Genomic DNA, 24,274 nt, shown 5'->3' on the forward strand with positions numbered 1-24,274 from the left:
TCGACCAGTGCCAGTTTAAAAGTCAGCGAGTAATCGCGCTGTGTCCGTTTCACACCTTGTCCCATCGGGTTCTCCATGTATTGGGGGGAAAGGTGTAAACCATATTCAGGACGGGACAGTCGAATAAAAAAAGAGCGCCTGACGGCGCTCTTTCAATTCTATCAATAATCAGAACTTCATGTTGAACTGGGCAGAGGCCAGGAAGGCGTTGCCGTGGGAAGTACCTTTCCAACGGAGGCTGTCGGAGTGGCTACGCAGACCTTCGTTGACGTCAACTTCTTTACCGTCCAGATAAGCCATACCAAAGTCAACGCTCATATCGGTGTTGATATGGTAGGTGGCACCGGCGCTGTACCAGATACGGTCTGAGTCGGGAATGCTCAGGCTGCGGTAGTCAGCTTCGATCGGGGTGTTGTCATAGGCAAAGCCCATGCGAGCTTCCCATGCCGGGTTGATATACCAGGTACCGCCGATTGAGTAACGAGTAGAGTCTTTAAACTTCTCATCCTTTTGCAGACATACGCCGCCAGCGCATTGGCCGCTGGTTGCTTTCAGCTCCTGGAAGGCACTCCAGTCAGTCCAGTTGACAGAGTAGTGAACGGCGAATTGCTGATTCAAACGGTGATAACCGGCAAACTCGGCCTGAGCAGGGAGATCCAGTTTCAGATTGCCATCAACAGTGCGGTTCCCTGAAGTGAGCCCCTGGAAGTCACCATCAAAGCTCATATCGACCTGTGAACGGTAGGTCAGAGCAAAGCGATGGTTCTCATTGACTTCGTACAGAGTGCCAACGTTCCAGCCAAAGCCCCAGGTATCGCCTTTCAGGTGAGCCAGGCGAGTATCTGTTGCCAGCGGGCCACCCTGGCTCGGTGGGTTCAGCGGACCCAGCAGACCAGCATAGCGGTTGAGTTCGGCAGCACCGTAAACAGCGTTGATACCGGCACCCACACTGAAGTGCTCATTGATACGATAGGCGATGTTCGGGTTGATATTGAGAGTCATCAGCTCGGTATCACCGGCACCGGCACCAGCCGGGAAGGTTTTGGAGTACTCGGTAGATAGCCCGTAATTTGAGAAGAGGCCGATACCCCAAGCCCACTGGTCATTCAGCGGCTGAATAAAATAAGCGGCAGGAACGAATGCTGACGGAGCAATACCTGATTCGCTGGCAGGAACTGTACCCAGAGGCGTAGCAACGCTGCCATTCACATCGACATCCGGCTTGATGTAGGTGCCGGAGACAGAAACCGCCATCTTGTCGAAGGTGGTCATGGCAGCCGGGTTACGGGCCAGCACGGAGGCGTTGTCGGCGATAGCCGCTTCACCGGCATAGGCGCGACCCAGACCGGAGGCCGAGTGCTCGTTCAACTGGAATGCCGCGGCATGGACTTGACCGGTGGCCAGCGCGATGGTGGCGGCAATCAGGCTCTTCTTGAAAATAGTTGTCGTCATGGTGTTCTCTCTTGTAGGCAGATTTTTTTGCCGATATTGGCTGCACGTTCAATGCAAACCTCGACAAAATCCGTTTTTATTTCAGCTTCTTCCCAATCAATTCTGGCGTGATTCTATGGATCTGGTAGGAGGTAAGAAATCAGACCAGTGACAGCAGAATACATAAAAGTGATCGACGTGTTAATCATTTGTTTTAACTTGCTGTTTAATTCATCATTTTCAGGGTCTAAAGGCGGAATATTGACCTGGATTGCCGATCTCCGTCACAAAAATAATTTTGTCAATTTTTCGAAATCTTGAGGCAAATGAGTGACAAAGGGGAGTAAACAGGGAGGGAACAGGCAGCGGCTCGTGACCGCCGCCTGCTATTGAGGATGGCTCTGAGGTTGTTAACCAGCGATGTTAAATGTCCCACTGCAGACGTGACTGCAGGGCGTTGGCAACAGGGGCAAGTGGCTCTTTCATCTCGCCAATCAGTACCATATTGGCGCCTTTGAGCTGGACTATCTCCCCTTTGAGGGTGCCATCATCAAAGGTGTCCTGTTGCAGGGTTAATGGCACATGTTTGGGCACTAAAAAGAGAGTGACTGGCCCCATCTTTCCCTGGATCACCATGTGCAAGGCCGGTCCCTGATAAAACGAGCAGTGATTGACATAGGTCACCTTGAGTCCATCCATCCCGCTTAAGGTGGCGCCATACTTCTCCATCTTGGCATTGATGCTATGCAGATTGACCTGCTCATCGACACCTTCAATAAAGGGTTCTTCACCATAGACATGAGCCATCGCCACCTGTGCGAGGGAGAGGGCCGCAGGAGCCGTTTCTGGCAGCGTGATCCAGCGGGTGCTCATTCCCAGCAGGAAGGCGACCGATGCAGCCAGGGCGATCTGGCGCCAGGATGTCGATGTCCGGATCTTGACCGGTGCCGTGCCAAGGGGGCGGGATGGCGGCATATCATCTGGCGCGTCACTGTCTTGCAGCATGGCTTGCCTGAGCAGGATCCGCTCGGCCAGTCCGGCGGGAACCTCTACCTGCATGGTGCGCTTGAGGCTTCTGTCGAACTGCTTCATCTCGTCGAGGTAGTTCCGATTGGCCTGGCTTGCTTCAGCAGTTTTGAGAAAGTCCGGTTGTTGATCGTTGGGCTGGATCATGGCGTTGCGGCGAAATTCGAGTTCATCCATGTCCGTGTCCTCTTGCTTGGTTCTTCTGCTCCATCGCCTCCTTGAGCTGGTTGCGGGCGCGAAACAGTCGGGTCATAACGGTGTTCTTGTTGAGGCCGAGCAGCTCGGCAATCTCCTCACCACTGAATCCTCCCACGACTTGCAGCAGCAGTGGCTCCTGATACTCCTCGGGCAACCGGGCGATGTGACGGTGCAACCACTCGTTCTCCATCTCCTGTTCGCTGTGCAGCGCATCGTGCTGGGGTTGAGGGTGATCGTCGAGATCAATCAGTTCCAGCTGTTTGCGTTCAAAGCGGCGGGCGTTTTCCCGTCTGAGGATGGTGATCAGCCACCCTTTGGCCGCCTTGTCATCCTGCAGGGTGTCGATAGCCTTCCATGCTCGCAGAAAGGTCTCTTGCACCAGATCTTCCGCTACGTTGGGATCCCGGGTCAGCCAGTAGGCATACCGGTATAGATCGCCGTGCAGCGCATGAACCAGTGCTTCAAATTTGGTTTGTTTGTCAGCCATGGGATCAGAGACCGGCGAAATGGCCGGATCATTTCCACCAATATGCTGCTGAGCACGTTTTTTTCTAAAAAACAGCAGTGCCATAGAGCAATCCTTGTCAGGGGGCGTGGCGGCGGAAGCGGTAACTCCCGTGCGCCAGCAGGTAAATCAGGTGCGCAATACCGGCAGCTTCATCTGCCCTGAGGGTACGCGCCAGAGCGCGCCACTCGATGGGGGGGCCAGAAGAGGGTCGTGAAAAACAGGCTCGCTCGAGTGCGGCTAGCGCGTTGCCGAGCCGATTATGCCCAGCGTCAGGCAACTGGCCTAATTGATAATAGGAGACCTGCCAGCGCAAGGTCGCCCACCGGATCAGCGTCTTGCGACTGGCATCCGGCTGGTGTCGGGCAAGGGCTCGTTGCAGTTGATAGAAGGCGCGCCAACGGGGCCCGTTGCGCCATAGCGTACGCAGCGTTATGGCCAGCACGACCCACCAAAGGCTCTCTCGCAGTGCCACCTGCGATGTCTGCTGATCAGGTTGCCGATTTGTCGTTGCCTGAAACGTCAGCGTGATGGCGGGCAGGCTGGCCTGCTCAATCCGGCCACTTTGGGTATTAAACCAGGGCAGATCAATGGGGGGCAGCTGGTAGTCGCCGCTCTGCTCCGCGACCAGAGTCTGGCGCCACTGTCGCTCAAACAGCAGCTTGCCATCTCGGTAACGCTCCTGCTGTTGCTCGCCATCGGGATGTGCCTGTATGCCGCTTGGCAGTTGATGGGCCATCAGGGGGGCAAGCTGGATCTGGCCGCTGTCACCATTTTCCATGGTCAGGGTGAGGATCCGGATCAGCGGTTCACCCACTTCCCCCTTGGAGGCCGGTTCAAGCCGTTGACTCAGGGTCAGCCGGGTGGCCACCGGCGTGGCGGGTGCCTTGTCGACCCTCACCTCGAGCGGTGCCGCGCGGGCCGAGAGTTTTTGCGGCTTGCTCCCCTGCTGCGTGAGCTGCCCCTGCAAGCGGGGTGAGTCGAGGAGCCATAGCCCAGGCGCTTTTGCCTGAACGAGCCAGCTGCGGGTGAGCCTGCCGGGCAGACCAGCCTGAGCGGGGGCGATCCACTCGTCGCTACCGAGGCGACGGATAGTGAAGTGGGCAGAGCTAAGCTCGCTCAGGGCCGGGTTTTGCATACTGGTGGGCAGCCACAGTGTCAGCCGGTAGATCACCGGCTGGCCGGGATAGAGCGGGCCCTGATGCTCAAGGCTGGCCTGCATCTCGAGGGGCGAGGGGGCTGCGGGTTGCGGCAGCGAGGCAGTTTTCGCCTCTCTCAATGGCAGGGTGAGCGAGGGGGTAAACTCATTTCCCAGCTTGAGCGGGGCAATCACCACCTCGGTATTTGCAGGTGAACCGCTCTGGTGCAGCGGGATCTGCCAGCGAGTCAGTTGTTGTACCGGGGTGGTGACCCGGCTCATGGTCACTCTGCCCACCGCAAACTGGCGCAGTAATGGGGTGATCTCCAGTTCGCTGCTCTGGCGCTCGCCATCCGCTTCGATGATCAGCAGCCAATCGCTGGGGTCAGCCCCCGGCAGCAGCTCTGCCCGGGGGGGTAAGGCCCAGCAAAGTGGACTCACCAGTGCGAGCAACAACCCCCATCCTGCCCGCGTCACCAGGGCTCCTCCACCTTGATAAGATCCCGGCGCAGCGCCTCTTTACGCAGTCGCTGCTCCAGCAGCAACACCGGGGGAGAGGAGGGCAAGGGCATTGCCGTCGCCTGCTGAGCTGCCGATGGTTCGGGCTGCTTACTGTTGCTGGTATCGGGAGCGGCCGCCGCAGCGCCCTGTAACAGAGAGAGATTATAGAGCGCATCTTCATGCCCGGGTTCGAGCGCCAGAGCGGCCAGATAGGCCTCTTTGGCTGCGGCAAACTCCCCCAGTTGCAGCAGGGCATTGCCGCGGTTGTAGTGGGCAGTGGCGCTCGCCGCTTCCTGATAGGCTGAGATGGCTTGCCGATAGGCACCGGCTCGATACCAGGCGTTACCGCGCCAGACCGGATCGTTGAAGGTGCGGGCGGCCTGCTGAAAATCCCCCTCTTGATAAGCCTGTATCGCTTGCAGGTCTCCTCTCTCTGTTGCTTGCAGATCTTGCGGCGCAAGCAGCTGAGCACCCACCATCAGCGCCATCATCAACCGGGCGCCGGCTCTGGCCAGCAAGGCCAGTGGTAACAAGGGGATCAGCAGCCAGGGGCCAAGATCCAGTGGCGCCGGGGTGAGGGCTGAGGTCGTGGCGGGGAGAGGGGCAAATCGGGGTACATCGCTATCAAGCCATTGCAGCTCACCGCCGAGGCGATTGGCCAGTGCGGCAATGGCCTGACTATCGGGGGCGGGCAACTGCGCGGGCATGCGGGTGGCAAACCCCAACTCATTGGCCGGAATGGCGGGCATGGGGGCCGGTTGACCGCTGCTGGCGAGCAGAATATCGAGGCGTGCCGACTGGGTGTCGCGGCAAAGAAGGCGTTGCTGGCAGGGCCACAGGGCGGCGATTTGGGTCATCTGATTCTGGGTGAGGTCGTCGGTGATCAGCAGCAGACGCGCTTGTTCACCGGGAGCAATCTGCTTCATGGCAAGTTCCACCGCCCGTGCCGGGTTGCTGCCCTGCAACGGCATGATATCGGGGCGCAAGTCGGGCAGCAGCAGCGAAAGGGCCTGATGATCCCGGGTGGGCGGCATGGCGAGGTAGGCGTCGCCTGCGTAGAGGATCAGCGCAATGCGCTCGCCCTTGGCGTGGCTCAACAGCTGCTGCAACTGCCATCTGACCCGAGTCGCCCGATCCGGTTTGAGGTCGGTGGCGGTCATCGAGCGTGACAAGTCCAGTAGCCAGATATCGAGCGGTGCTGCAGGCTGCTGTTGCAGCTCACCGCGCAGTGCCGGTCCACTCAGGGCCAAAATGACGGGCAGGGTTGCCAGCCAGAGCCAGGGACGTTGAGGACGGGATGCTGGCAGCAGATAAGCCTGCATCGCAGGTGCGAGCAGCGGGGACTGGCGACGACGGCGCCACCCTTGCCAGAGCCAGGGGATGAGTGCGATCAGCCACAGGGGGCGGAGCAAGATCAGCTCCATCTGAGCGCGCCTTGTGCCAGCCAGTTACGCACCATGCGAAACTCCAGTCTGCCGTGCCCTGATGGCAGAAGCAGCAAGCCACAAAGCAGTGCCAACGGCCAGGGGTAGAGCTCGATCACCGGCTGGTACTGGGCAATCGGCATGGGGGCCGGTTCAAGGGTATTGAGGGTCGCGTTGATGGCATCGAGATCGCTTTGGGTGCGTGCCCGAAAGTAACGCCCCTGGCCTGTCTGTGCCAGCTCTTTCAGGAGCGGCTCGTCCAGTTCGCTGCTGGGATCGGCCTGACCGCTGCCCGCCTCATCGTAGGGTTGAATAAAGGTATCGGGATCGGCCCCGACCCCCAGCGTGTAGATCCGTATTCCCTGTGCCGCGGCGAGTTTGGCCTCCTGCAGTGGGTCGGCATTGCCTGCGGTATTGCGGCCATCAGTGACCAGCAGCAGGGCGGTGGGGCGACCCGGATCTCCATGCTGACGTGCCAGCTGGATGGCTTCGCCAAGGGCGGTGGTTCGGCCGACAAGATCAAAATCGATCTCGTTGCTCAAGGTCAACAGCGCCGGGATCTCCTGAGTGAGGGGAGAGAGCAGGTAGGCGTGATCGGCAAATACGATGAGGCCCACCCTGTCTCCGGCCCGTTTGGCGATCAACGCCTTGATCTGCTGGCGCACCGCCGTTAGCCGTGCTTGCTGCTCGCCGTTATCGAGCATATCCGGGGTGCGCATGCTGTCTGACAAATCCACCGCCAGCAGCAGATCCCGACTCCCTTCATATTGAATAACCGGTTCCCCCCACCACTGGGGGCGGCAGAGGGCGAGGATAAGGGCGCACCAGAGCAGCATGGCGCGCCAGAGCGGTAATCCGGCCTGAGGACGCAGCAGCGCAAACCCGGGGTGAGCCAGATAGCCGCGGCGCAGGGGCGGCAAGCCGAAGCGCACCAGCAAGGGCAGCACCAGCGCCAGCGCAAACCAGGGCCAGGCCAGGATCATGGATGCCTCCGCGCGGTTTTACGCCCCGAGCGGGGAGAGCGTTGCAAGAAGAGGGTCTGACCCCAGCGGTGATAATGTAGCCGAAGCAGTTCGCACTGTTCGCGAGTCGGGTTCTGACTGCCATAGAGCCAACTGTGCCAGTGAGACGAGAACTGGCTAAAATTGCTGCCGCCGTGACGATCGACGAAGGCGAGCCACGCCTCTCCCTGCAGCTGGCGCGCCTCGGGCCAGCGTTGCAGTGCTTCATGACGCAGGGCCTCCTGTATGCGTGCCACCAGCAGTGCCGGATCTCCCTCCAGCTGACGACACCAGCGGCGGTAACGTATCACCCTGCGGGCAATCAGGACGATCAGCAGCAGCAATAGACCTGTGATCAATAGCCACAATAGCGCCTGTACTCTGGGGTCAAGACTCTGTTCAATCAGATCCGGCCCCGGGTGGATGTCTCGCATCAGGGCGGCCAGCGGCGGAGTGATGGCCTCGGAGGCGGGACTGGCGCTGTCGAGTTCGGCGGGCGAGCTCATCCCTGATGACATAACCCCTCCTGCCACTGCTGTTGCAGCGTCTGGCCGTTATCGAGCAGATAGAGGCGCTGCACCAATGGCAACAGCAACTGCTTGCCGTGGGTCAGTTGCTGTTCGGCAGCTTGCTGGTAGCGGCGGGAGAAACCGGCATGGCCCCCATCCAGCCAGCCTTGATAGTGTTGCCCTGGCCGATCAATGGCCACTGGCAGTTGGCCATCAGAGGGAAGGGCAGCCTCGAGGGGGTCACGGATCTGCCAATAGTGAATATCGTGGCGACGGGAGAGTAGTTGCAATTGCTGACAGAGCGCCGACTCGCAGGGTCTGTGATCGGTGATGATCGTAAGCTTGGCACCGTGAGGCAGCCTCACGCCGGACAAGGTGTCGCCCAGCGAGTGAGAAAGCGCCCGGCGGGCCAGCCCTTGCTGATAGTGATGGCAGAGGGATTCGAGCAGGGGCAGCACGCTGCCGCGCTGGCTCTGGTGATTTGGGATAAGCCCGTGGCAAATCAGGGTGTTGTGCAGCTTCTCCCCTTGCCAGATCAGGGCTGCAGCCAGCTCGCACCCCAGTCGCGCCTTGAGCTGCAGTGTGGAGCCGAAATACATGGCGGGAGAGAGATCGAGCAGCAGCCAGTGCGCCTGATCCTGCTCTTCACGATAGAGACGGGTGTAAGGGCGCCCAAGGCGCGCCGTCACCCGCCAGTCGATATGACGAACCTCGTCACCCGCCTGATAGGCGCGTAGCTCCCGAAACGTGAGCCCGGGAGTGCGGCCCGGTTTGCCGCGTTCGCTGCTGCTTCTGCCTGCGTGAGGTGGCTTCTTGGCCTTGGCCCAGAGCCGGATATTGAGCAGCCGTGGCAGCGACAGGGCGATATCGGGATGGAGGTCCGGCGTTAGGGACATGGCACCTGATCCAGCAGTTGGGCGATCAGGATATCGTTATCCAGATTGTCGGCCAGTGCCTGATAGCTGGGAATAAGGCGGTGGCGCAGCACCGGATAGGCTTGCAGCTGAATATCTTCCGGCAGCACATAATCACGTCCGGCAAGCCAGGCTCGGGCGCGGGCGGAGCGAGCCAGCCCAAGTGTGGCGCGGGGGCTGGCCCCTACGGCAATCAGTGGCTCAAGGGCAGGGCAAAGGCCACTACCCGGGCGGGTGGCGCAGACCAGCTCCACCAGATAGTGCTCCAGTCTGCTTTGCATGGTCACCGCCAGCACTTCGCTGCGAGCACCCTGCAAGCTGGTCTGGCTCAGGGTCACTGGCGCTGCGCCAAGCTGTTCACCACCGGCATTGAGCTGCAAGATGGCGAGCTCCATGGCCGGGCTCGGATAATCGACTATCAGCTTGAGCAAGAAACGGTCGAGCTGTGCTTCCGGCAGGGGATAGGTTCCCTCCTGCTCGATGGGGTTCTGGGTGGCGGCCACCATAAAGAGCGGCGGCAGGCGCCAGCTCTTTTTGCCCACGGTGATCTGGTGTTCTGCCATCGCCTCCAGCAACGCAGATTGCACCTTGGCCGGCGCGCGGTTGATCTCGTCCGCCAGTATCAGATGATTGAACAGGGGGCCGGGCTGGAATACAAAACTGGCATCCTGCGGGTGAAACACCTCGCTGCCGGTCAGATCTGCCGGAAGCAGATCAGGGGTGAACTGGATGCGAGCGAAACGCCCCTCGACAGCGCCAGCAAGCGCCTTGACGGCACGGGTTTTGGCAAGGCCGGGAGCGCCTTCGATTAATACATGTCCTTCACATAACAGGGCGATCAACAGCCCTTCGATGAGCTCATCCTGTCCCAGAATTTGACTGGCAAGATAGTCCCTCAGTTGTTTGAACTCCGCCGCTGACATGCGATAAACCCGTTGTTTTTATGGAAGTTGATCTTTTTATACTCCACTTGAGCCACAAGGGCGAGTGAAGGGCGCCAGCCTTGCTGAATTTAGTTTCAATCAGCTGTATGAAACTTGTGATTGGATTGTTAAGATGTGGCGCAATGAGGTCAGACCTCTCCCTTATAAACCCAAGGAGCCAGGATGAAACAGCCATTGAAACTGACGACTCGCCAGGGCGAACGGATTGCCGTCGTGGCGGGGCTGCGAACCCCTTTTGCCAAGCAGGCCACCGCCTTTCATGGCGTGCCTGCGGTGGATCTCGGCAAACTGGTGGTGAGCGAGATGCTCGCCCGCACCGATCTCGACCCCAAGCTTATCGACCAGCTGGTGTTTGGCCAGGTGGTTCAGATGCCGGAAGCCCCCAACATTGCCCGTGAAATCGTGCTCGGCACCGATATGAGCGTCAACACCGATGCCTATAGCGTCTCTCGTGCCTGCGCCACCAGTTTTCAGGCGGTGGCTAACGTCACCGAATCCATCATGGCCGGTACGGTAGATATCGCCATTGCCGGTGGTGCTGACTCCTCATCCGTGCTGCCCATCGGGGTGAGCAAGAAGCTGGCTCGCGCCCTGGTGGATCTCAACAAGGCGCGCAATCTGCAGCAGCGTTTCAATATTTTGCGCCAGTTGCGGGTCAAGGATCTGCTGCCGGTGCCGCCTGCGGTGGCGGAATATTCCACTGGCCTCTCCATGGGACAGACCGCCGAGCAGATGGCCAAGAGCCACCAGATCAGCCGCGAGGCGCAAGATGCGCTGGCGCACCGCTCCCATACCCTGGCGGCGCAAGCATGGGCCGAGGGCAAGCTCAGTGGCCAGGTGTTTACCGCCCATGTACCGCCCTACAAGTCGCCGCTCGAGCGGGACAACAATATCCGTGAGGGCTCGGACTTGGCGAGCTACGCCAAGCTCAAGCCGGTCTTTGATCGGATTCATGGCACAGTGACTGCCGCCAACGCCACCCCGCTGACCGACGGCGCCGCTGCCGTGCTGCTGATGCGGGAAGGGCGAGCCAAAGAGCTGGGTCTCGAGCCGCTTGGCTATATCCGTAGCTTCGCTTTCTCGGCCATCGATGTGTGGCAGGACATGCTGATGGGCCCCTCCTATGCCACGCCGCTGGCGCTGGACAGAGCCGGCATCACGCTCAGCGATCTCACCCTGATTGACATGCACGAAGCCTTTGCCGCCCAGACCCTGGCCAACCTCAAGATGTTTGCAAGCCACGAGTTTGCCCGTGACAAGCTGGGCCGCGATCAGGCTATCGGCGAGGTGGACATGGACAAATTCAACGTCCTCGGCGGTTCGCTGGCCTATGGCCATCCCTTTGCCGCGACCGGTGCGCGGATGATCACCCAGACCCTGCACGAGCTGCGTCGTCGTGGTGGGGGATTGGGACTCAACACCGCCTGTGCGGCGGGTGGATTGGGCGTGGCTATGGTGTTGGAGGTTGAATAATGAGCGCTAAGACTTTTTCCCTGGATGTTCGCAAAGATGGCATCGGTATCCTCACCATGGATGTGCCGGGCGAGAGCATGAATACCCTCAAGGCTGCCTTTGTGGAGGAGATCCGCACCGTGCTGGCCGAAGTGAAACGTAACAAGGATTTGATCGGTCTGGTGATCACCTCCGGCAAGAAAGACTCCTTCATCGCCGGCGCTGACATCACCATGCTGGCCGCCTGCACCAGTGCCAAGGATGCCGAGACCCTGTCGCGGGAAGGGCAGGAAATCTTCGCCGAGATCGAGGGGCTGACCATTCCGGTGATCGCCGCCATTCATGGTCCCTGCCTCGGTGGCGGGTTGGAGCTGGCGCTGGCCTGTCATGGCCGGGTGGTGACCGATCATGGCAAATCTGTGCTGGGATTGCCGGAAGTGCAGCTCGGTTTATTGCCGGGTTCTGGCGGTACCCAGCGTCTGCCGCGCCTTATCGGGGTGGCCAAGGCGCTGGATCTGATGCTGACCGGCAAGCAGGTTCGTGCCAAACAAGCCAAGAAATTGGGGCTGGTGGACGATGTGGTGCCGCCGTCAATCTTGCTGGATGCTGCCATCAAGCTGGCCAAGAAGGGTAAACCGCGCCATCAGTTGAAGCGGGATCTGCAGGGCAAGGTGCTGGAGACCAACAAGCTGGGCCGCAAGGTGCTGTTCGATCAGGCCAGCAAGGGGGTGAAAGCCAAGACCCGCGGCAACTACCCGGCGCCGGAGCGGATCCTGGATGTTGTGCGCATCGGCGTGGAGGAGGGGATGAAGGCCGGTCTGGCTGCCGAATCCCGCTACTTTGGCGAGCTGGTGATGACTGCTGAGTCTGCCGCCCTGCGTTCCATCTTCTTTGCCACCACCGAGATGAAGAAAGAGGTCAACTATCAGGGGGCCGAGCCGCGCAAAGTGGCCCATGCTGCTGTGCTGGGCGGTGGTCTGATGGGGGGCGGCATCGCGTTCGTCACCGCTACCAAGGCGGGCGTGCCGGTGCGGATCAAGGATGTGGCAAGCTCCGGGATCGGCAATGCCATGCGCTACAGCTATGACATTCTGGCCAAGAAGCTCAAGCGCCGTCACATTCTGCGCAGCGAATTGGAAAAGCAGATGAGCCTGCTGACCGGCACCCTCGACTACTCCGGTTTCCACCGGGTGGACATGGTGGTGGAGGCGGTGTTTGAAGATCTCGCGCTCAAACACCAGATGGTGAAAGACGTAGAGCGTGAGTGCGGTGAGCATACAGTGTTTGCCTCCAATACCTCGTCACTGCCCATCAATAAGATTGCGGCAGAGGCGGCACATCCGGAGCGGGTCGTGGGGCTGCACTACTTCAGCCCGGTGGACAAGATGCCGCTGGCGGAGATCATCCCCCACGCTGGCACCAGTGCCGAGACGGTCGCCACCACCCTGGCCTTTGCCCGTGCCCAGGGCAAAACGCCCATCGTGGTGAAGGACGAAGCCGGTTTCTACGTCAACCGCATCCTCGCGCCCTACATGAATGAAGCGGCGCGACTGGTGCTGGAAGGTGAGCCGGTGGAGGTGTTGGACAGCGCGCTGCTGGACTTTGGTTTCCCGGTTGGTCCCATCACCTTGCTCGATGAGGTGGGGATCGATGTGGGTGCCAAGATCTCCCCCATTCTCGAGAAAGAGCTGGGCGGCGAGCAGTTCCAGGCACCCAAGGCGTTCGACAAGCTGCTGCAAGACGATCGCAAGGGGCGCAAGAACGGCAAGGGCTTCTATCTCTATGGCAAGGCGGCACCGCGCAACAAGCTGACCGGCAAAGAGGGCAAGAAGACGGTGGACGAGAGTGTCTATGGCGTGCTCGGCATCAAACCTTCCGCCAAGCTAGCCCGTCAGGAGATTGCCGAGCGTTGTGTGTTGCTGATGCTCAACGAAGCCGCCATGGCGCTGGATAGCGGTGTGGTGGCCTCGGCCCGTGATGGCGATATCGGGGCCATCTTCGGCATCGGCTTCCCGCCGTTCCTCGGCGGCCCGTTCCGCTATATGGATACACTCGGGATCGATCATCTGGTTGGTCGTCTGGAGTATTACCAGAAGCGCCACGGCGACCGGTTTGCTCCCTGTGCCCGCCTCAAGGCGATGGCCGCGGAGCAGCAGACCTTCTACTGATAATCGCTGCAGAGTGACCGCAAGGCAAAGAGGCCCGCACACCATGCGGGCCTCCTTCTGTGTTGTGGTTTGTTCGGGTTGTACGGCTTGGGCAGCGCTCATGCTGGCAGAAGCAACCGATTAAAAAACGGCCCACCGAAGTGGGCCGTCGAGATATCGGGTCACGGGTCAGATCCCCGGTTTGCGCTCCGGGCAACGACCTATGATATCGGGCGGCAGCTCGCCGTTATCCTGCTCCAGCACTACATCAAACCCCCACAGCTGATGGAGGTGTTTGAGCACCTCATGGCGTGAGTCGCCAAGGGGGATGCGGTTGTGGGGCACATAGCGCAGGGTGAGGGATCGATCCCCCTTCACGGCGACGTTGTAGACCTGAATATTGGGCTCCAGATTGCTGAGATTGTATTGAGCTGACAGGGTGTTGCGCACCTGACGGTACCCCTCGTCATTGTGGATGGCGGAGACCTTGATGTAGTTCTTCAGATCGTCGTCATCAATGGCGAACAGCTTCATGTCGCGCATCACTTTGGGGCTTAAGAACTGGCTGATGAAGCTCTCGTCCTTGAAGTTTTGCATGGCAAAATGAAGGGTCTCCACCCAGTTGCTGCCGGCATAATCCGGGAACCAGTATCTATCCTCCTCGGTTGGGTTCTCGCAGATGCGGCGCAGGTCGGTAAACATGGCAAACCCCAGCGCATAAGGGTTGATCCCTGAGTAGTAGCGACTGTTGTAAGCCGGTTGATAGACCACGTTGGTGTGGCTGTGCAGCACCTCCATCATGAAGCGATCGCTCAGCTTGCCCTCGTCATAGAGGTGGTTGAGGATGGTGTAGTGCCAGAAGGTGGCCCACCCCTCGTTCATCACCTGAGTCTGCTTTTGTGGATAGAAATACTGGCTGATCTTGCGCACGATGCGTACCACTTCTCGCTGCCAGGGCTCCAGCAAGGGGGCATTCTTCTCGATGAAGTAGAGAATGTTCTCCTGAGGCTCGGCAGGATATCGTCTGTCCTCCACCCCTGCCGCTTTATGCTGCTTTGGCAGGGTGCGCCATAGCTCGTTGACCTGAGTCTGCAGATAATCTTCCCGCGCCTTCTGACGCCGCTTCTCCTCCGCCATCGAGATCTTCTGGGGACGCTTGTAGCGATCGACCCCGAAGTTCATCAGGGCATGGCAGGAGTCGAGCAACTGCTCCACCGCCTCGATGCCGTGCTTCTCTTCACACTCGGTGATGTATTTTTTGGCAAACAGCAGGTAGTCGATGATGGAAGAGGCATCGGTCCACGCCTTGAACAGGTAGTTGTTCTTGAAGAAGGAGTTATGACCGTAGCAGGCGTGGGCCATCACCAGCGCCTGCATCGGCATGGTGTTCTCCTCCATCAGATAGGCAATGCAGGGATCGGAATTGATGACGATCTCGTAGGCCAGCCCCATCTGTCCGCGCTTGTAATTGCGCTCGGTATTGATAAAACGCTTGCCGAACGACCAGTGCTGATAGCCGATGGGCATGCCGACGCTGGAGTAGGCATCCATCATCTGCTCGGCGGTGATCACCTCGATCTGGTTGGGGTAGGTGTCCAGCTTGTAGAAACGGGCGACCCGGGCGATCTCCTGGTGATAGGTCTCCAGCAGATCGAAGTTCCAGTCTGGTCCGTCATCCAGTGGCGCTACACGTTTTTCAGTTTCGATCATGTGACCTCCTCACGCCGCTTGTTTCTTGAACAGCTCGCGGAACACCGGATAGATATCCTCGACCTTGCGAATGTGCTCCATCGCAAAGTGGGGGAACTGGCTGGCTACCGACTCATATTCGTGCCACAGGGTCTGGTGGGCACGGGTAGTGATCTCGATGTAGGAGTAGTACCGCACCCTTGGCATGATGTCCCGCACCAGGATCTCCCTGCATTGCGGTGAATCATCTGCCCAGTTGTCACCATCCGACGCCTGCGCCGCATAGATATTCCACTGGTTGGCGGGGTAACGCTCGTTGATGATGTCATTCATCATCTTGAGGGCGCTGGAGACGATGGTGCCGCCTGTCTCCTGGGAGTAGAAGAACTCGTGCTCGTCCACCTCCTTGGCCTGGGTGTGGTGGCGGATATAGACCACCTCGACGTTCTTGTAGGTCCGGCTTAGGAACAGATAGAGCAGGATATAGAAACGCTTGGCCATCTCCTTGGTGGCCTGATCCATGGAGCCCGAGACGTCCATCAGACAGAACATCACTGCCTGACTGGAAGGGACGGGCCGTTTGACGAAGTTGTTGAACTTGAGATCGAAGGTGTCAATAAACGGCACCGCATCGATCCGTCGTTTCAGCTCCCTGATCTCCTTCTCGAGCAGGGCGATTTCGGCAAAGTGCTCGTTGGGATCGGCAGCCAGCAGAGCCAGCCTATCTTCCAGTTCATGCAGTTGGCGCTTCTTGCCCGCTTGCAGCGCCATGCGCCGCGCCAGTGAATTTTGCAGGGAACGCACCACGTTGATATTGGCGGGCACCCCGTTGGAGGTGTAGCCCGCCCGATAGGTTTTCACCTCCATTAGCTGGTTGAGCTGGGTTTTCTGCAGCCTGGGCAGCTCCAGATCTTCAAACAGCAGATCGAGATACTCATCCTTGGAGATCTGGAACACGAAGTCATCGGCCCCTTCACCCTGATTGGATGCCTGCCCCTCGCCGGAACCCTGTCCGCCGCCCCCTCCTTTGGGGCGGTCAATCTTGTCGCCGGAGACGAATTGATCATTACCGGGATGCACCATCTCCCGTTTACCGCCTTGCCCCTGATGGAAATGGGGTTCGCCGATATCCTTGGTCGGGATGCTGATGCTCTCGCCCTTGTCTACGTCCTGAATGCTGCGCTTGGAGACAGCATCCGAGACCGCTTGTTTTATCTGCTTCTTGTAGCGGCGGATGAAGCGCTGCCGATTGACAGCGCTTTTGTTTTTGCCGTTGAGCCTGCGGTCGATAAAATGCGCCATAACTCCCCCTTGAACAGTCAGGGTCAGGATGACTTGCGTACCCTGAGATACCATTCGGAGAGCAGTCGCACCTGTTTACGGGTGTAGCCTTTCTCCATCATCCGTTCGACAAAGTTATCGTGCTTCTTCTGCTCCTCAGCCGAGGTTTTGCTGTTGAAGGAGATAACCGGCAGCAGCTCTTCCGTGTTGGAGAACATCTTCTTCTCGATCACGGTGCGCAGCTTCTCGTAACTGGTCCAGTTGGGGTTACGGCCTGCATTGTTTGCCCGGGCACGCAGCACGAAGTTGACGATTTCGTTACGGAAATCTTTCGGGTTGCTGATCCCGGCAGGTTTTTCAATTTTCTCCAGCTCGCTGTTGAGGGATGCTCTGTCAAACAGCTGGCCGGTTTCGGGGTCACGGTACTCCTGATCCTGGATCCAGAAGTCGGCGTAGGTGACGTAGCGATCGAAGATGTTCTGCCCGTACTCGGAGTAGGACTCGAGATAGGCGGTCTGGATCTCCTTGCCGATGAACTCCACATAGCGCGGGGTCAGATAACCCTTGATGAACTCAAGGTAGCGATCGTGCAGCTCTTGCGGGAACTGCTCGCGCTCGATCTGCTGCTCCAGCACATAGAAGAGGTGCACCGGGTTGGCGGCCACTTCCGCGTGGTCGAAGTTGAAGACGCGGGAGAGGATCTTGAACGCAAAGCGGGTAGAGAGACCATTCATACCTTCGTCTACACCGGCGTAGTCGCGATACTCCTGATAGCTCTTCGCCTTGGGGTCGGTGTCTTTCAGGCTTTCGCCATCATAGACCCGCATCTTGGAGTAGATGCTGGAGTTTTCCGGCTCTTTCAGCCGTGACAACACAGAGAACTGGCTCAGCAGCTCGAGGGTACCCGGGGCACACTTGGCCTCGGTCAGCTCGCTGTTGATCAGCAGCTTCTCGTAGATCTTCACCTCTTCCGAGACGCGCAGGCAGTAAGGCACCTTGACGATGTAGACCCGGTCGAGGAAGGCCTCGTTGTTCTTGTTGTTGCGGAACTGCTGCCATTCGGATTCGTTGGAGTGGGCTAGCAGAATGCCGTCAAAGGGGAGGGCGGAGAGCCCCTCGGTGCCGTTGTAGTTCCCCTCCTGTGTTGCAGTCAGCAGCGGGTGCAGCACCTTGATAGGCGCCTTGAACATCTCGACAAACTCCATGATCCCCTGGTTCGCCTTGCACAGCGCACCGGAGTAGGAGTAAGCATCGGCATCATCCTGGGCGAAGTGCTCCAGCATGCGGATGTCGACCTTGCCGACCAGTGAGGAGATGTCCTGGTTGTTGTCATCACCGGGTTCCGTTTTGGCGATGGCGATCTGGTCGAGGATGGAGGGGTTGACCTTCTCCACCTTGAACTTGGTGATGTCGCCGCCAAACTCGTGCAGGCGTTTGGCCACCCAGGGGGACATGATGGGACGCAGGTAGCGGCGTGGGATGCCGTACTCTTTTTCCAGGATCTCACCATCCTCTTCGATATCGAACAGGCAGAAGGGGTGATCGTTGACCGGTGAGCCCTTGATGCGATAGATGGGCACCTTCTGCATCAGGGATTTGAGTTTCTCTGCCAGCGAGGATTTACCGCCGCCAACGGGGCCCAGCAGATAGAGGATCTGTTTCTTCTCCTCCAGCCCCTGGGCGGAGTGTTTGAGGTAGGAGACGATCTGTTCGATGGCCTCTTCCATCCCGTAGAAATCCTTGAAGGCGGGATAGCGTGCCACGACACGGTTGGAGAAGAGTCGGCTCAGTCTGGGGTTGGCTGAGGTGTCTACCATTTCTGGCTCACCGATGGCGGTCAGCAGACGTTCGGCGGCAGAGGCGTAGCAGGCTTTGTCCTGCTTACACATATCCAGGAACTCCTGAATGGTATATTCCTCTTCTCTCGCTTTTTCATATCGCTGTTGGTAATGCTCGAATATGCCCATAACTTTGCCCTCGTTATAGTCGCTTACCCTGAAAAAAGTGGATGACTGCTTTTGTGTTGTGCGCTTTTAAAGCCTAGTCAACAGACTCCAGTAATCCATCACGGTTGATAGGTTAAATTCTGAAGAAACCTGCCCGATCCTTTTGCGGGGAGGGTCAGTCAACAACACCGCTATGTTACTGACTGTTAAATTATTTTTGCCACGACAGTGAGGTAAATGTCAAAGACATAAAAAATAAATGTTTATGGGAAAGAGGGAACTTATTGCGAAAAGATTAAGGGGTTTGACGAAAGGCAATAGGGCTGCGGGTTGGCGGGGTTATGGATGAGAATGTCATTACGTGAACGTCAACGTAAATCACTTTGTTTGGAGTTTTGGCTCTAATTTTTACATTGACGCTACATTTTGAGTGCCCTAGATTGGCGATGTGTGAGCAGCAAGATGCTTTAGCAAGAGAGTTGACTGTTGCCTCACCAAGCTCTGTTTAAGCACGTTTCCGTTGGCTTGACCCTCGCAACCGCGAGGGTCTTCTTTTTCTGTGTCTGTAAACGCTTGTTTCTGCTGGTGGCTATTGACGCCGCCAGCACTCATCTAGCAAGGGTAGGCTTGTTGCACTGCCGCCAGGACGCGGGCAAACGGGTGGGCGGCCAACTGGCCTGCACCCGCCAGCGATTTGGCCTTGATCCGGCTGGCCAGCGGTGTGGTGATGCCGCACAGGAAACGGGCCAGAACACGCGCATCCACCGAACCTGTCTTGGCAATCAGCGGATCGCACCAGGCGCGGATCCCCGCCTCGTTTGGCATGGTCAGTGAGGGTAGGGGCTGGAGATGTGCCACCTCGCCGCGACAAACCGAACAGTGGCCACAATGAACCGGCGCCACCTCATCGGCAAAATAGCGGGCGAGGCGGTGGCTCAGGCACTCACTTGAGGTGAAAAAGTCGAGCATGGCTTGCAGTCTGGCCAGCTCGCTCCGCTCTTTTTGCAGGAACAGGGCGTGCAGGGCATTTGCTTCCTGCTCGTTGTCCCACCCCTGACGGGTGATCCGGTAGACCTCGGTCATCTGTTTGCTTTCAAGCTCGATCCAGCCTTGCTGCTGCAGGTAGTCGAGCGCCGCAACGGCCCGCTGCCGCTCCCCCTGATAGCCCTGCCAGAGGGCATCAAAGTCCATGGTGCACCAGCTGCGCGCTTGCGGGGCGCAGGTGAACAGCTGCTCCAGAAAATGGCGGCGATCCGGATTGAAGCGGCTCACTATCTCATCTTTATCCAGCACAAATTTGAAGCGGTAGTCGGCGTAATAGCTGTAGGCCGGGGTGATGATGCCCGCCATCTCCAGATAGACCAGCAGGGTTTTAAGGGGCAACTGGCGGATATTGGTGTCGTTGGAGAGGCGCAGCAGGGTGAATTCCCACTCGCTTCCACTCTGCTTGATGATGGCAAGAAGTTGGAGAATGGCACTCAAATCCGGCGTATCGCCGTAGACGAAGTTCTCCAGCACCGGCAGCTGGCTCTGGTTGGCCAGCACGATACAGCGCGATGGTTGGCCATCCCGTCCGGCGCGGCCAATCTCCTGGCTGTAGTTCTCGATGGATTTGGGCAGATCGTAGTGAATGACCCGCCGGATATCCGCTTTGTCGATCCCCATGCCAAAGGCGATGGTGGCGACGATGCAGTCCACCTTGCCCGCCATGAAGTCGTGCTGGATTTGACTGCGCAGCGCCGAGTCGAGTCCGGCATGATAGGCGCGGGCGTTGATCCCTTCTCTAATGAGTTGCTCGGCACAGGCTTCTGCGGTGTGTTGCAAGGTGACGTAGACGATGGTGGGGGCCGCCGGATCGTTGGCCAACTCCTGCGTGAGCCAGCTATCCCGCGCATCGGGCGCCAGGGGAATGACCGCCAGATCAAGATTGGGGCGATAGAAACCGGTAACCACGACCCCCTCCGGCGCGATGCCGAATTTGGTCTGCATATCCTGAATCACCGCCGGTGTGGCGGTGGCGGTGAGCAGCAGCACCTGCGGGATCTTCAGATCATGGCGATAGCTCGGCAGCTTGAGGTAGTCGGGGCGAAAGTTGTGGCCCCACTCAGAAATACAGTGAGCTTCGTCAACCACCAGCAGTGATAGGGGCACTTGCTGGATAAAACGGCGAAAACGCTCGTTCTTGAGTCGCTCTACCGAAATCATCAGGATCTTGAGCTGGCCATCCAGCGCCTGCTGCATCACTCGTCGACTCTCCTCCGGGCTCTGGCTTGAGTCGAGGGTAGCGGCGCTTATTCCCTTGCTTTTGAGGAAGGTGAGTTGATCGTGCATCAGCGCCAGCAGCGGCGAGATAACCAGGGTCAGGTGAGGCAGGGCGAGGGCAGGTAGCTGATAGCAGAGGGACTTGCCGGAGCCGGTGGGAAAGATGGCGGCGGCACTCTGACCTGCCAGCACCCGGCTGATCACCGCCTCCTGACCTGGTCTGAGTGCGGAGAAACCAAAATATTGGTTGAGCAGGGATGGGATCATGGCAAGGCTCCGCGGCAAATGGGGGATGATAGCACAGCGACGCCGGTCACGGATGACACAGGAATGGTTGCCAAGTCGAGAGCAGAGAGTGCCGATAAAACGTACAAAAATGGGTGGTTGCGCTGCTGTTGAGATTTTGTTGCGGTTTTTTGTGATATAAACGGGATATTTTTTGGTGAGTCTCTGGAAAAAAAAGATGGCGAATGGGATATTCCGTCATGCAATCCGGTGACTGGCGGATCGGCCCGACAGAAGGCTGGCCACAGACACCACATTCGGGCGACAGGGGTCTCCCGATGGGTGGTTGCAGACAGGACTCATGATTCATGCACTACGGTGCTTAGGGACTTTTTTGATGACACAACAACACCCCCTCCTTCGGCTGGTCAATAGCACCAGTCTGGTCAGCCAGATCCTGGTTGGTCTGGTATTCGGTATCTTGCTGGCACTGTTTGCCCCCGAGTGGGCGAAAACGGCAGGTCTGCTCGGCAGTCTGTTCGTTGGTGCACTGAAAGCGGTAGCCCCGCTGCTGGTATTCGTACTGGTGATGGCGGCCATCATTGGTCACAAGCAGGGTCAGAAGACCAATATTCGCCCGCTGCTTGCGCTCTACCTGTTTGGTACCTTCTCTGCGGCCGTGGTCGCGGTGATTGCCAGCTTCCTGTTCCCCTCCAACCTCCATCTGGTGGCCAATACTGCCGAGATCACCCCGCCAGGCGGGATCACAGAGGTGCTGCAGACCCTGCTGTTCAACGTGGTGACCAACCCGGTCAAGGCGCTGATGGATGCCAACTATATCGGGATTCTGGCGTGGGCTATCGGTCTGGGTATCGCCATGCGCCATGCCAACGAGAGCACCAAGGCGCTGATCACTGACCTGTCTCACGGTGTCTCCGCCATCGTGAAAGCGGTGATCCGCTGTGCCCCGCTCGGGATCCTGGGTCTGGTTGCTTCCACTCTGGCAGAGACCGGCTTTGACGCCCTGTTTGGCTATGCCCAACTGCTGGTGGTGCTGATCGGTTGCATGCTGTTTATCGCCTTCGTGGTCAACCCGTTGATCGTCTTCTGGAAGATCAAGCGCAACCCCTATCCGCTGGTGCTGACCTGCCTCAAAGAGAGCGGCGTGACCGCCTTCTTTACTCGCAGCTCTGCCGCCAACATTCCGGTCAACATGGCGCTGTGTGAAAAACTGCGTCTGCCGGAAGATACCTACGCGGTCTCCATTCCGCTGGGTGCCACCATCAACATGGCGGGTGCTGCCATCACCATCACTGTGCTCGCCATGGCGGCGGTACATACCCTGGGGATGGAAGTGGACATGGCAACGGCTGTGCTGCTCTCCGTGGTTGCCACCGTCAGCGCCTGTGGCGCATCCGGTGTCGCCGGTGGCTCCTTGCTGCTGATCCCGCTGGCGTGCAGCCTGTTTGGTATCAGCAACGATATCGCCATGCAGGTGGTAGCAGTCGGCTTTATCATCGGCGTGTTGCAGGATTCTGCCGAGACAGCGCTGAACAGCTCCACCGACGTGCTGTTCACCGCCGCAGCTTGCATGGCCGAAGATGAAACCCTGCTGGATGTGGCTCCGGTACCGAGCCGCGAAGCCTGATCTCGTAGGGTCAGTTTCACAACACACTTGCGCCCTCTTCGGAGGGCGCTTTTTATTGCCGGATTTGCTCTCTTTTCCTCTTTGATCAATCTCATTGGCTGATGTGCCGGATATTCTGTCGCCCTTGTCCAGGGTGCTGCCTTATCTGTATCCCTTCGAGTTGTGCTTACTCCCTCTGTTGTGCGTCACACACCTTTGTCTGCTCTGCCAACAGCCGATTGCTATGGCTTAGCCCAGATCTTCAAGACAATCACATCATCACATCATCACATCATCACAGAAGAATGGAGGTGGCTGGCTGCGGCAGATGAACCCAACCCGTCCTATCAGACACGCCATCATGGTTTGGTGAGGGGGAGTAAACGTGTTGGCGATATTGAGCTGCGGGCAGGGGGGCGTCATGTTGATATCCGAAGTGCTCTGCCATGGCGCTGGTGAGCATGCAGATATCCAACAAGGTGAGGAGAGTAATAAGGAGAGAGAAGGGTAATCGCGGAGGCACAGATTGCAGAGATAAAAAAGCCAGCCGACTGTTCGGCTGGCTTTTTGCTATCAGCGGCAGGTGGGGGATTAACCGACCAGCTGATAGAGGATGGCGGAGATGGCGATCATCCCCATCACAGCGACAAATACGTTGCTGATATGACCCTGATACTTCGCCATGGCCGGTACGCGCTTGATGGCGTACATCGGCATGATGAACAGGATGGTAGCGATGATCGGGCCGCCCAAGGATTCAATCATGCCCAGGATGGAGGGGTTGGCAATGGCAGTGCCCCACAGGGTCAGGATGAAGAAGGCGATGATGAACATCTCGACTTTCTTGGCGTTCGGCTCTTTGCCTGACTTGCGCATGTTCTGCACGATCATCCCTTTCAGACCTTCACGGGCACCCAGATAGTGGCCGAAGAAGGAGGAGACGATGGCGACAAACGCAACCAACGGACCGAAGTAGGAGATGATGGGGCTGGCATGCTGGTTGGCCAGATAGGAGAGCACGGCGATGTTCTGAGCCTTGGCTTCCGCCAGCTGGGCCGGTGTCAGGCTCATGACGCAAGAGAAGACGAAGAACATCACGAAGCCCAGCAGCACCATGGCGGTACGCTTGAGGATGGCATCGGCTTTCTCGACAGCCTTATCACCGTGGTCGCGGCGCTGAGCCAGGGAGAAGCTGGAGATGGCCGGGCTGTGGTTGAAGGAGAAGACCAGTACCGGGATGGTCAGCCACAGGGTAGTGGCGAAATCCTTGGCAGAGGGCACTTGCTCCAGCGCGGCACCGGTCCAGTCCGGGATCAGGTACAAAGAGATACCGGCCAGAATGGCGATCAGCGGATAAACCAGCAGCTCGGTCACTTTCAGCATCAGCTTTTCACCGGCCAGCATCACCGACATCATGCCCATGATCAGCACGATGGAGAGGATCCAGCGCGGCGGGGCACTCATCTGCAGCTGGTTGACCATGAAGCTTTCCACGGTGTTGGTGATGCCCACGCCGTAGATCAGCACGATGGGGTAGATGGCGAAGAAGTAGAGCAGGGTGATTAATTTACCGGCACCCACGCCAAAGTGCTCTTCCACCACTTCGGTGATGTCTGCATTTGGCTTTTTGGAGGAGAGCACGAAGCGGGCCAGACCACGGTGGGCCAGATAGGTCATGGGACCTACCAGCAGCGCCATGACGACCAGCGGCCAGAAACCGCCCATACCCGCGTTGATCGGCAGGAACAGGATCCCCGCGCCAACTGCGGTCCCGAACAGACTGATGACCCAGGTAGAGTCGCGTTTTTCCCAACGAGTGGTTTGAGTAGAGCTGATCCCTTGCTCTGTTGACGCCGCAACTCCCTGCGTGCCAGTGACTGTGTTTGACATCTATCTCACCCCGAATGTGTGGTTCTTATTAAGTCGGCGCAAGGATACGGTTTTTCTAATCAAAAATGTTGATCAAATTCATCTTTACGGCACGAAAAACCGCACTTTCTTATGGAAATGTGATCAAAACAAGAAAAATTCAATTATTGTTTATCAATTGGCAC

Annotated in this window: 17 protein-coding genes; 3 read left to right on the top strand and 14 right to left on the bottom strand. The window is 58.3% G+C overall.

Going from position 1 to position 24,274, the window contains the following annotated elements:
• Positions 1-168: 168 nt before the first annotated feature.
• From G5179_RS19485 to G5179_RS19525, 9 genes are all read right to left on the bottom strand, one after another.
• Positions 169-1,452: an outer membrane protein transport protein gene (locus G5179_RS19485; protein ID WP_421258945.1), complete on the bottom strand. Its 1,284-nt coding sequence runs from the start codon at positions 1,450-1,452 to the stop codon at positions 169-171.
• Positions 1,453-1,854: 402 nt separating this feature from the next.
• Entirely contained in the window at positions 1,855-2,634 is a 780-nt protein-coding gene (locus G5179_RS19490; protein ID WP_227342808.1) for a DUF3379 domain-containing protein, read from the bottom strand.
• Positions 2,627-3,226 carry a sigma-70 family RNA polymerase sigma factor gene (locus G5179_RS19495; protein ID WP_421258946.1) on the bottom strand — a complete coding sequence of 200 codons (600 nt, stop codon included), beginning with the start codon at positions 3,224-3,226 and terminating at the stop codon, positions 2,627-2,629. Before G5179_RS19495 ends, G5179_RS19490 begins: the two co-directional genes overlap by 8 nt.
• Positions 3,227-3,239: 13 nt before the next feature.
• On the bottom strand, positions 3,240-4,751 hold the full coding sequence (locus G5179_RS19500; protein WP_204385366.1) for a BatD family protein: 1,512 nt from the start codon (positions 4,749-4,751) through the stop codon (positions 3,240-3,242).
• A 20-nt stretch (positions 4,752-4,771) separates the two neighbouring features.
• Positions 4,772-6,223, bottom strand: coding sequence for a VWA domain-containing protein (locus G5179_RS19505; RefSeq protein ID WP_421258947.1), 1,452 nt, complete (start codon positions 6,221-6,223; stop codon positions 4,772-4,774).
• Entirely contained in the window at positions 6,214-7,206 is a 993-nt protein-coding gene (locus tag G5179_RS19510) for a VWA domain-containing protein (protein WP_421258948.1), read from the bottom strand. Before G5179_RS19510 ends, G5179_RS19505 begins: the two co-directional genes overlap by 10 nt.
• Positions 7,203-7,742: a DUF4381 family protein gene (locus G5179_RS19515; RefSeq protein ID WP_421258949.1), complete on the bottom strand. Its 540-nt coding sequence runs from the start codon at positions 7,740-7,742 to the stop codon at positions 7,203-7,205. Before G5179_RS19515 ends, G5179_RS19510 begins: the two co-directional genes overlap by 4 nt.
• The gene (locus G5179_RS19520; protein WP_421258950.1) at positions 7,727-8,629 is read right to left on the bottom strand and encodes a DUF58 domain-containing protein; all 903 of its coding nucleotides are present in this window, start codon (positions 8,627-8,629) and stop codon (positions 7,727-7,729) included. The genes G5179_RS19515 and G5179_RS19520 overlap by 16 nt, the downstream gene beginning before the upstream one ends.
• The gene (locus G5179_RS19525; protein ID WP_421258951.1) at positions 8,620-9,570 is read right to left on the bottom strand and encodes an AAA family ATPase; all 951 of its coding nucleotides are present in this window, start codon (positions 9,568-9,570) and stop codon (positions 8,620-8,622) included. Before G5179_RS19525 ends, G5179_RS19520 begins: the two co-directional genes overlap by 10 nt.
• A 183-nt stretch (positions 9,571-9,753) precedes the next feature.
• Between G5179_RS19525 and fadI the strand changes: the two genes are divergently transcribed.
• Both fadI and fadJ read left to right on the top strand, forming a co-directional pair.
• Positions 9,754-11,064, top strand: coding sequence for an acetyl-CoA C-acyltransferase FadI (gene fadI, locus G5179_RS19530; RefSeq protein WP_421258952.1), 1,311 nt, complete (start codon positions 9,754-9,756; stop codon positions 11,062-11,064).
• Positions 11,064-13,211: a fatty acid oxidation complex subunit alpha FadJ gene (fadJ, locus tag G5179_RS19535; protein ID WP_421258953.1), complete on the top strand. Its 2,148-nt coding sequence runs from the start codon at positions 11,064-11,066 to the stop codon at positions 13,209-13,211. The genes fadI and fadJ overlap by 1 nt, the downstream gene beginning before the upstream one ends.
• A 168-nt stretch (positions 13,212-13,379) precedes the next feature.
• Here fadJ and G5179_RS19540 read toward each other — a convergent pair whose 3' ends face one another.
• From G5179_RS19540 to G5179_RS19555, 4 genes are all read right to left on the bottom strand, one after another.
• A complete protein-coding gene (locus G5179_RS19540) occupies positions 13,380-14,900 on the bottom strand; it encodes a SpoVR family protein (RefSeq protein ID WP_421258954.1) in 1,521 nt (506 codons plus the stop codon).
• Positions 14,901-14,909: 9 nt separating this feature from the next.
• Positions 14,910-16,181, bottom strand: coding sequence for a YeaH/YhbH family protein (locus G5179_RS19545; protein ID WP_064341232.1), 1,272 nt, complete (start codon positions 16,179-16,181; stop codon positions 14,910-14,912).
• A gap of 23 nt (positions 16,182-16,204) precedes the next feature.
• Positions 16,205-18,127: a PrkA family serine protein kinase gene (locus G5179_RS19550; RefSeq protein ID WP_421258955.1), complete on the bottom strand. Its 1,923-nt coding sequence runs from the start codon at positions 18,125-18,127 to the stop codon at positions 16,205-16,207.
• 591 nt (positions 18,128-18,718) lie between these two features.
• Positions 18,719-20,635: a RecQ family ATP-dependent DNA helicase gene (locus tag G5179_RS19555; RefSeq protein ID WP_216953537.1), complete on the bottom strand. Its 1,917-nt coding sequence runs from the start codon at positions 20,633-20,635 to the stop codon at positions 18,719-18,721.
• A 355-nt stretch (positions 20,636-20,990) separates the two neighbouring features.
• Between G5179_RS19555 and sstT the strand changes: the two genes are divergently transcribed.
• The gene (gene sstT, locus G5179_RS19560; protein WP_124929511.1) at positions 20,991-22,241 is read left to right on the top strand and encodes a serine/threonine transporter SstT; all 1,251 of its coding nucleotides are present in this window, start codon (positions 20,991-20,993) and stop codon (positions 22,239-22,241) included.
• 570 nt (positions 22,242-22,811) lie between these two features.
• Here the strand turns inward: sstT and G5179_RS19565 are convergent.
• A complete protein-coding gene (locus G5179_RS19565) occupies positions 22,812-24,110 on the bottom strand; it encodes a serine/threonine transporter (RefSeq protein WP_236271489.1) in 1,299 nt (432 codons plus the stop codon).
• Between the last annotated feature and the right edge of the window lie 164 nt (positions 24,111-24,274).

Source organism: Aeromonas sp. 600886 (assembly GCF_049174935.1).
Classification (GTDB): Bacteria; Pseudomonadota; Gammaproteobacteria; order Enterobacterales; family Aeromonadaceae; genus Aeromonas; species Aeromonas veronii_A.

Bases quoted from the DNA above. Each gene is read 5' to 3' on its own strand.
- G5179_RS19485 (WP_421258945.1), bottom strand. From the start codon at position 1,452: ATGACGACAACTATTTTCAAGAAGAGCCTGATTGCCGCCACCATCGCG.
- G5179_RS19490 (WP_227342808.1), bottom strand. From the start codon at position 2,634: ATGGATGAACTCGAATTTCGCCGCAACGCCATGATCCAGCCCAACGAT.
- G5179_RS19495 (WP_421258946.1), bottom strand. From the start codon at position 3,226: ATGGCACTGCTGTTTTTTAGAAAAAAACGTGCTCAGCAGCATATTGGT.
- G5179_RS19505 (WP_421258947.1), bottom strand. From the start codon at position 6,223: ATGGAGCTGATCTTGCTCCGCCCCCTGTGGCTGATCGCACTCATCCCC.
- G5179_RS19510 (WP_421258948.1), bottom strand. From the start codon at position 7,206: ATGATCCTGGCCTGGCCCTGGTTTGCGCTGGCGCTGGTGCTGCCCTTG.
- G5179_RS19515 (WP_421258949.1), bottom strand. From the start codon at position 7,742: ATGTCATCAGGGATGAGCTCGCCCGCCGAACTCGACAGCGCCAGTCCC.
- G5179_RS19520 (WP_421258950.1), bottom strand. From the start codon at position 8,629: ATGTCCCTAACGCCGGACCTCCATCCCGATATCGCCCTGTCGCTGCCA.
- G5179_RS19525 (WP_421258951.1), bottom strand. From the start codon at position 9,570: ATGTCAGCGGCGGAGTTCAAACAACTGAGGGACTATCTTGCCAGTCAA.
- fadI (WP_421258952.1), top strand. From the start codon at position 9,754: ATGAAACAGCCATTGAAACTGACGACTCGCCAGGGCGAACGGATTGCC.
- fadJ (WP_421258953.1), top strand. From the start codon at position 11,064: ATGAGCGCTAAGACTTTTTCCCTGGATGTTCGCAAAGATGGCATCGGT.
- G5179_RS19540 (WP_421258954.1), bottom strand. From the start codon at position 14,900: ATGATCGAAACTGAAAAACGTGTAGCGCCACTGGATGACGGACCAGAC.
- G5179_RS19545 (WP_064341232.1), bottom strand. From the start codon at position 16,181: ATGGCGCATTTTATCGACCGCAGGCTCAACGGCAAAAACAAAAGCGCT.
- G5179_RS19550 (WP_421258955.1), bottom strand. From the start codon at position 18,127: ATGGGCATATTCGAGCATTACCAACAGCGATATGAAAAAGCGAGAGAA.
- G5179_RS19555 (WP_216953537.1), bottom strand. From the start codon at position 20,635: ATGATCCCATCCCTGCTCAACCAATATTTTGGTTTCTCCGCACTCAGA.
- sstT (WP_124929511.1), top strand. From the start codon at position 20,991: ATGACACAACAACACCCCCTCCTTCGGCTGGTCAATAGCACCAGTCTG.
- G5179_RS19565 (WP_236271489.1), bottom strand. From the start codon at position 24,110: ATGTCAAACACAGTCACTGGCACGCAGGGAGTTGCGGCGTCAACAGAG.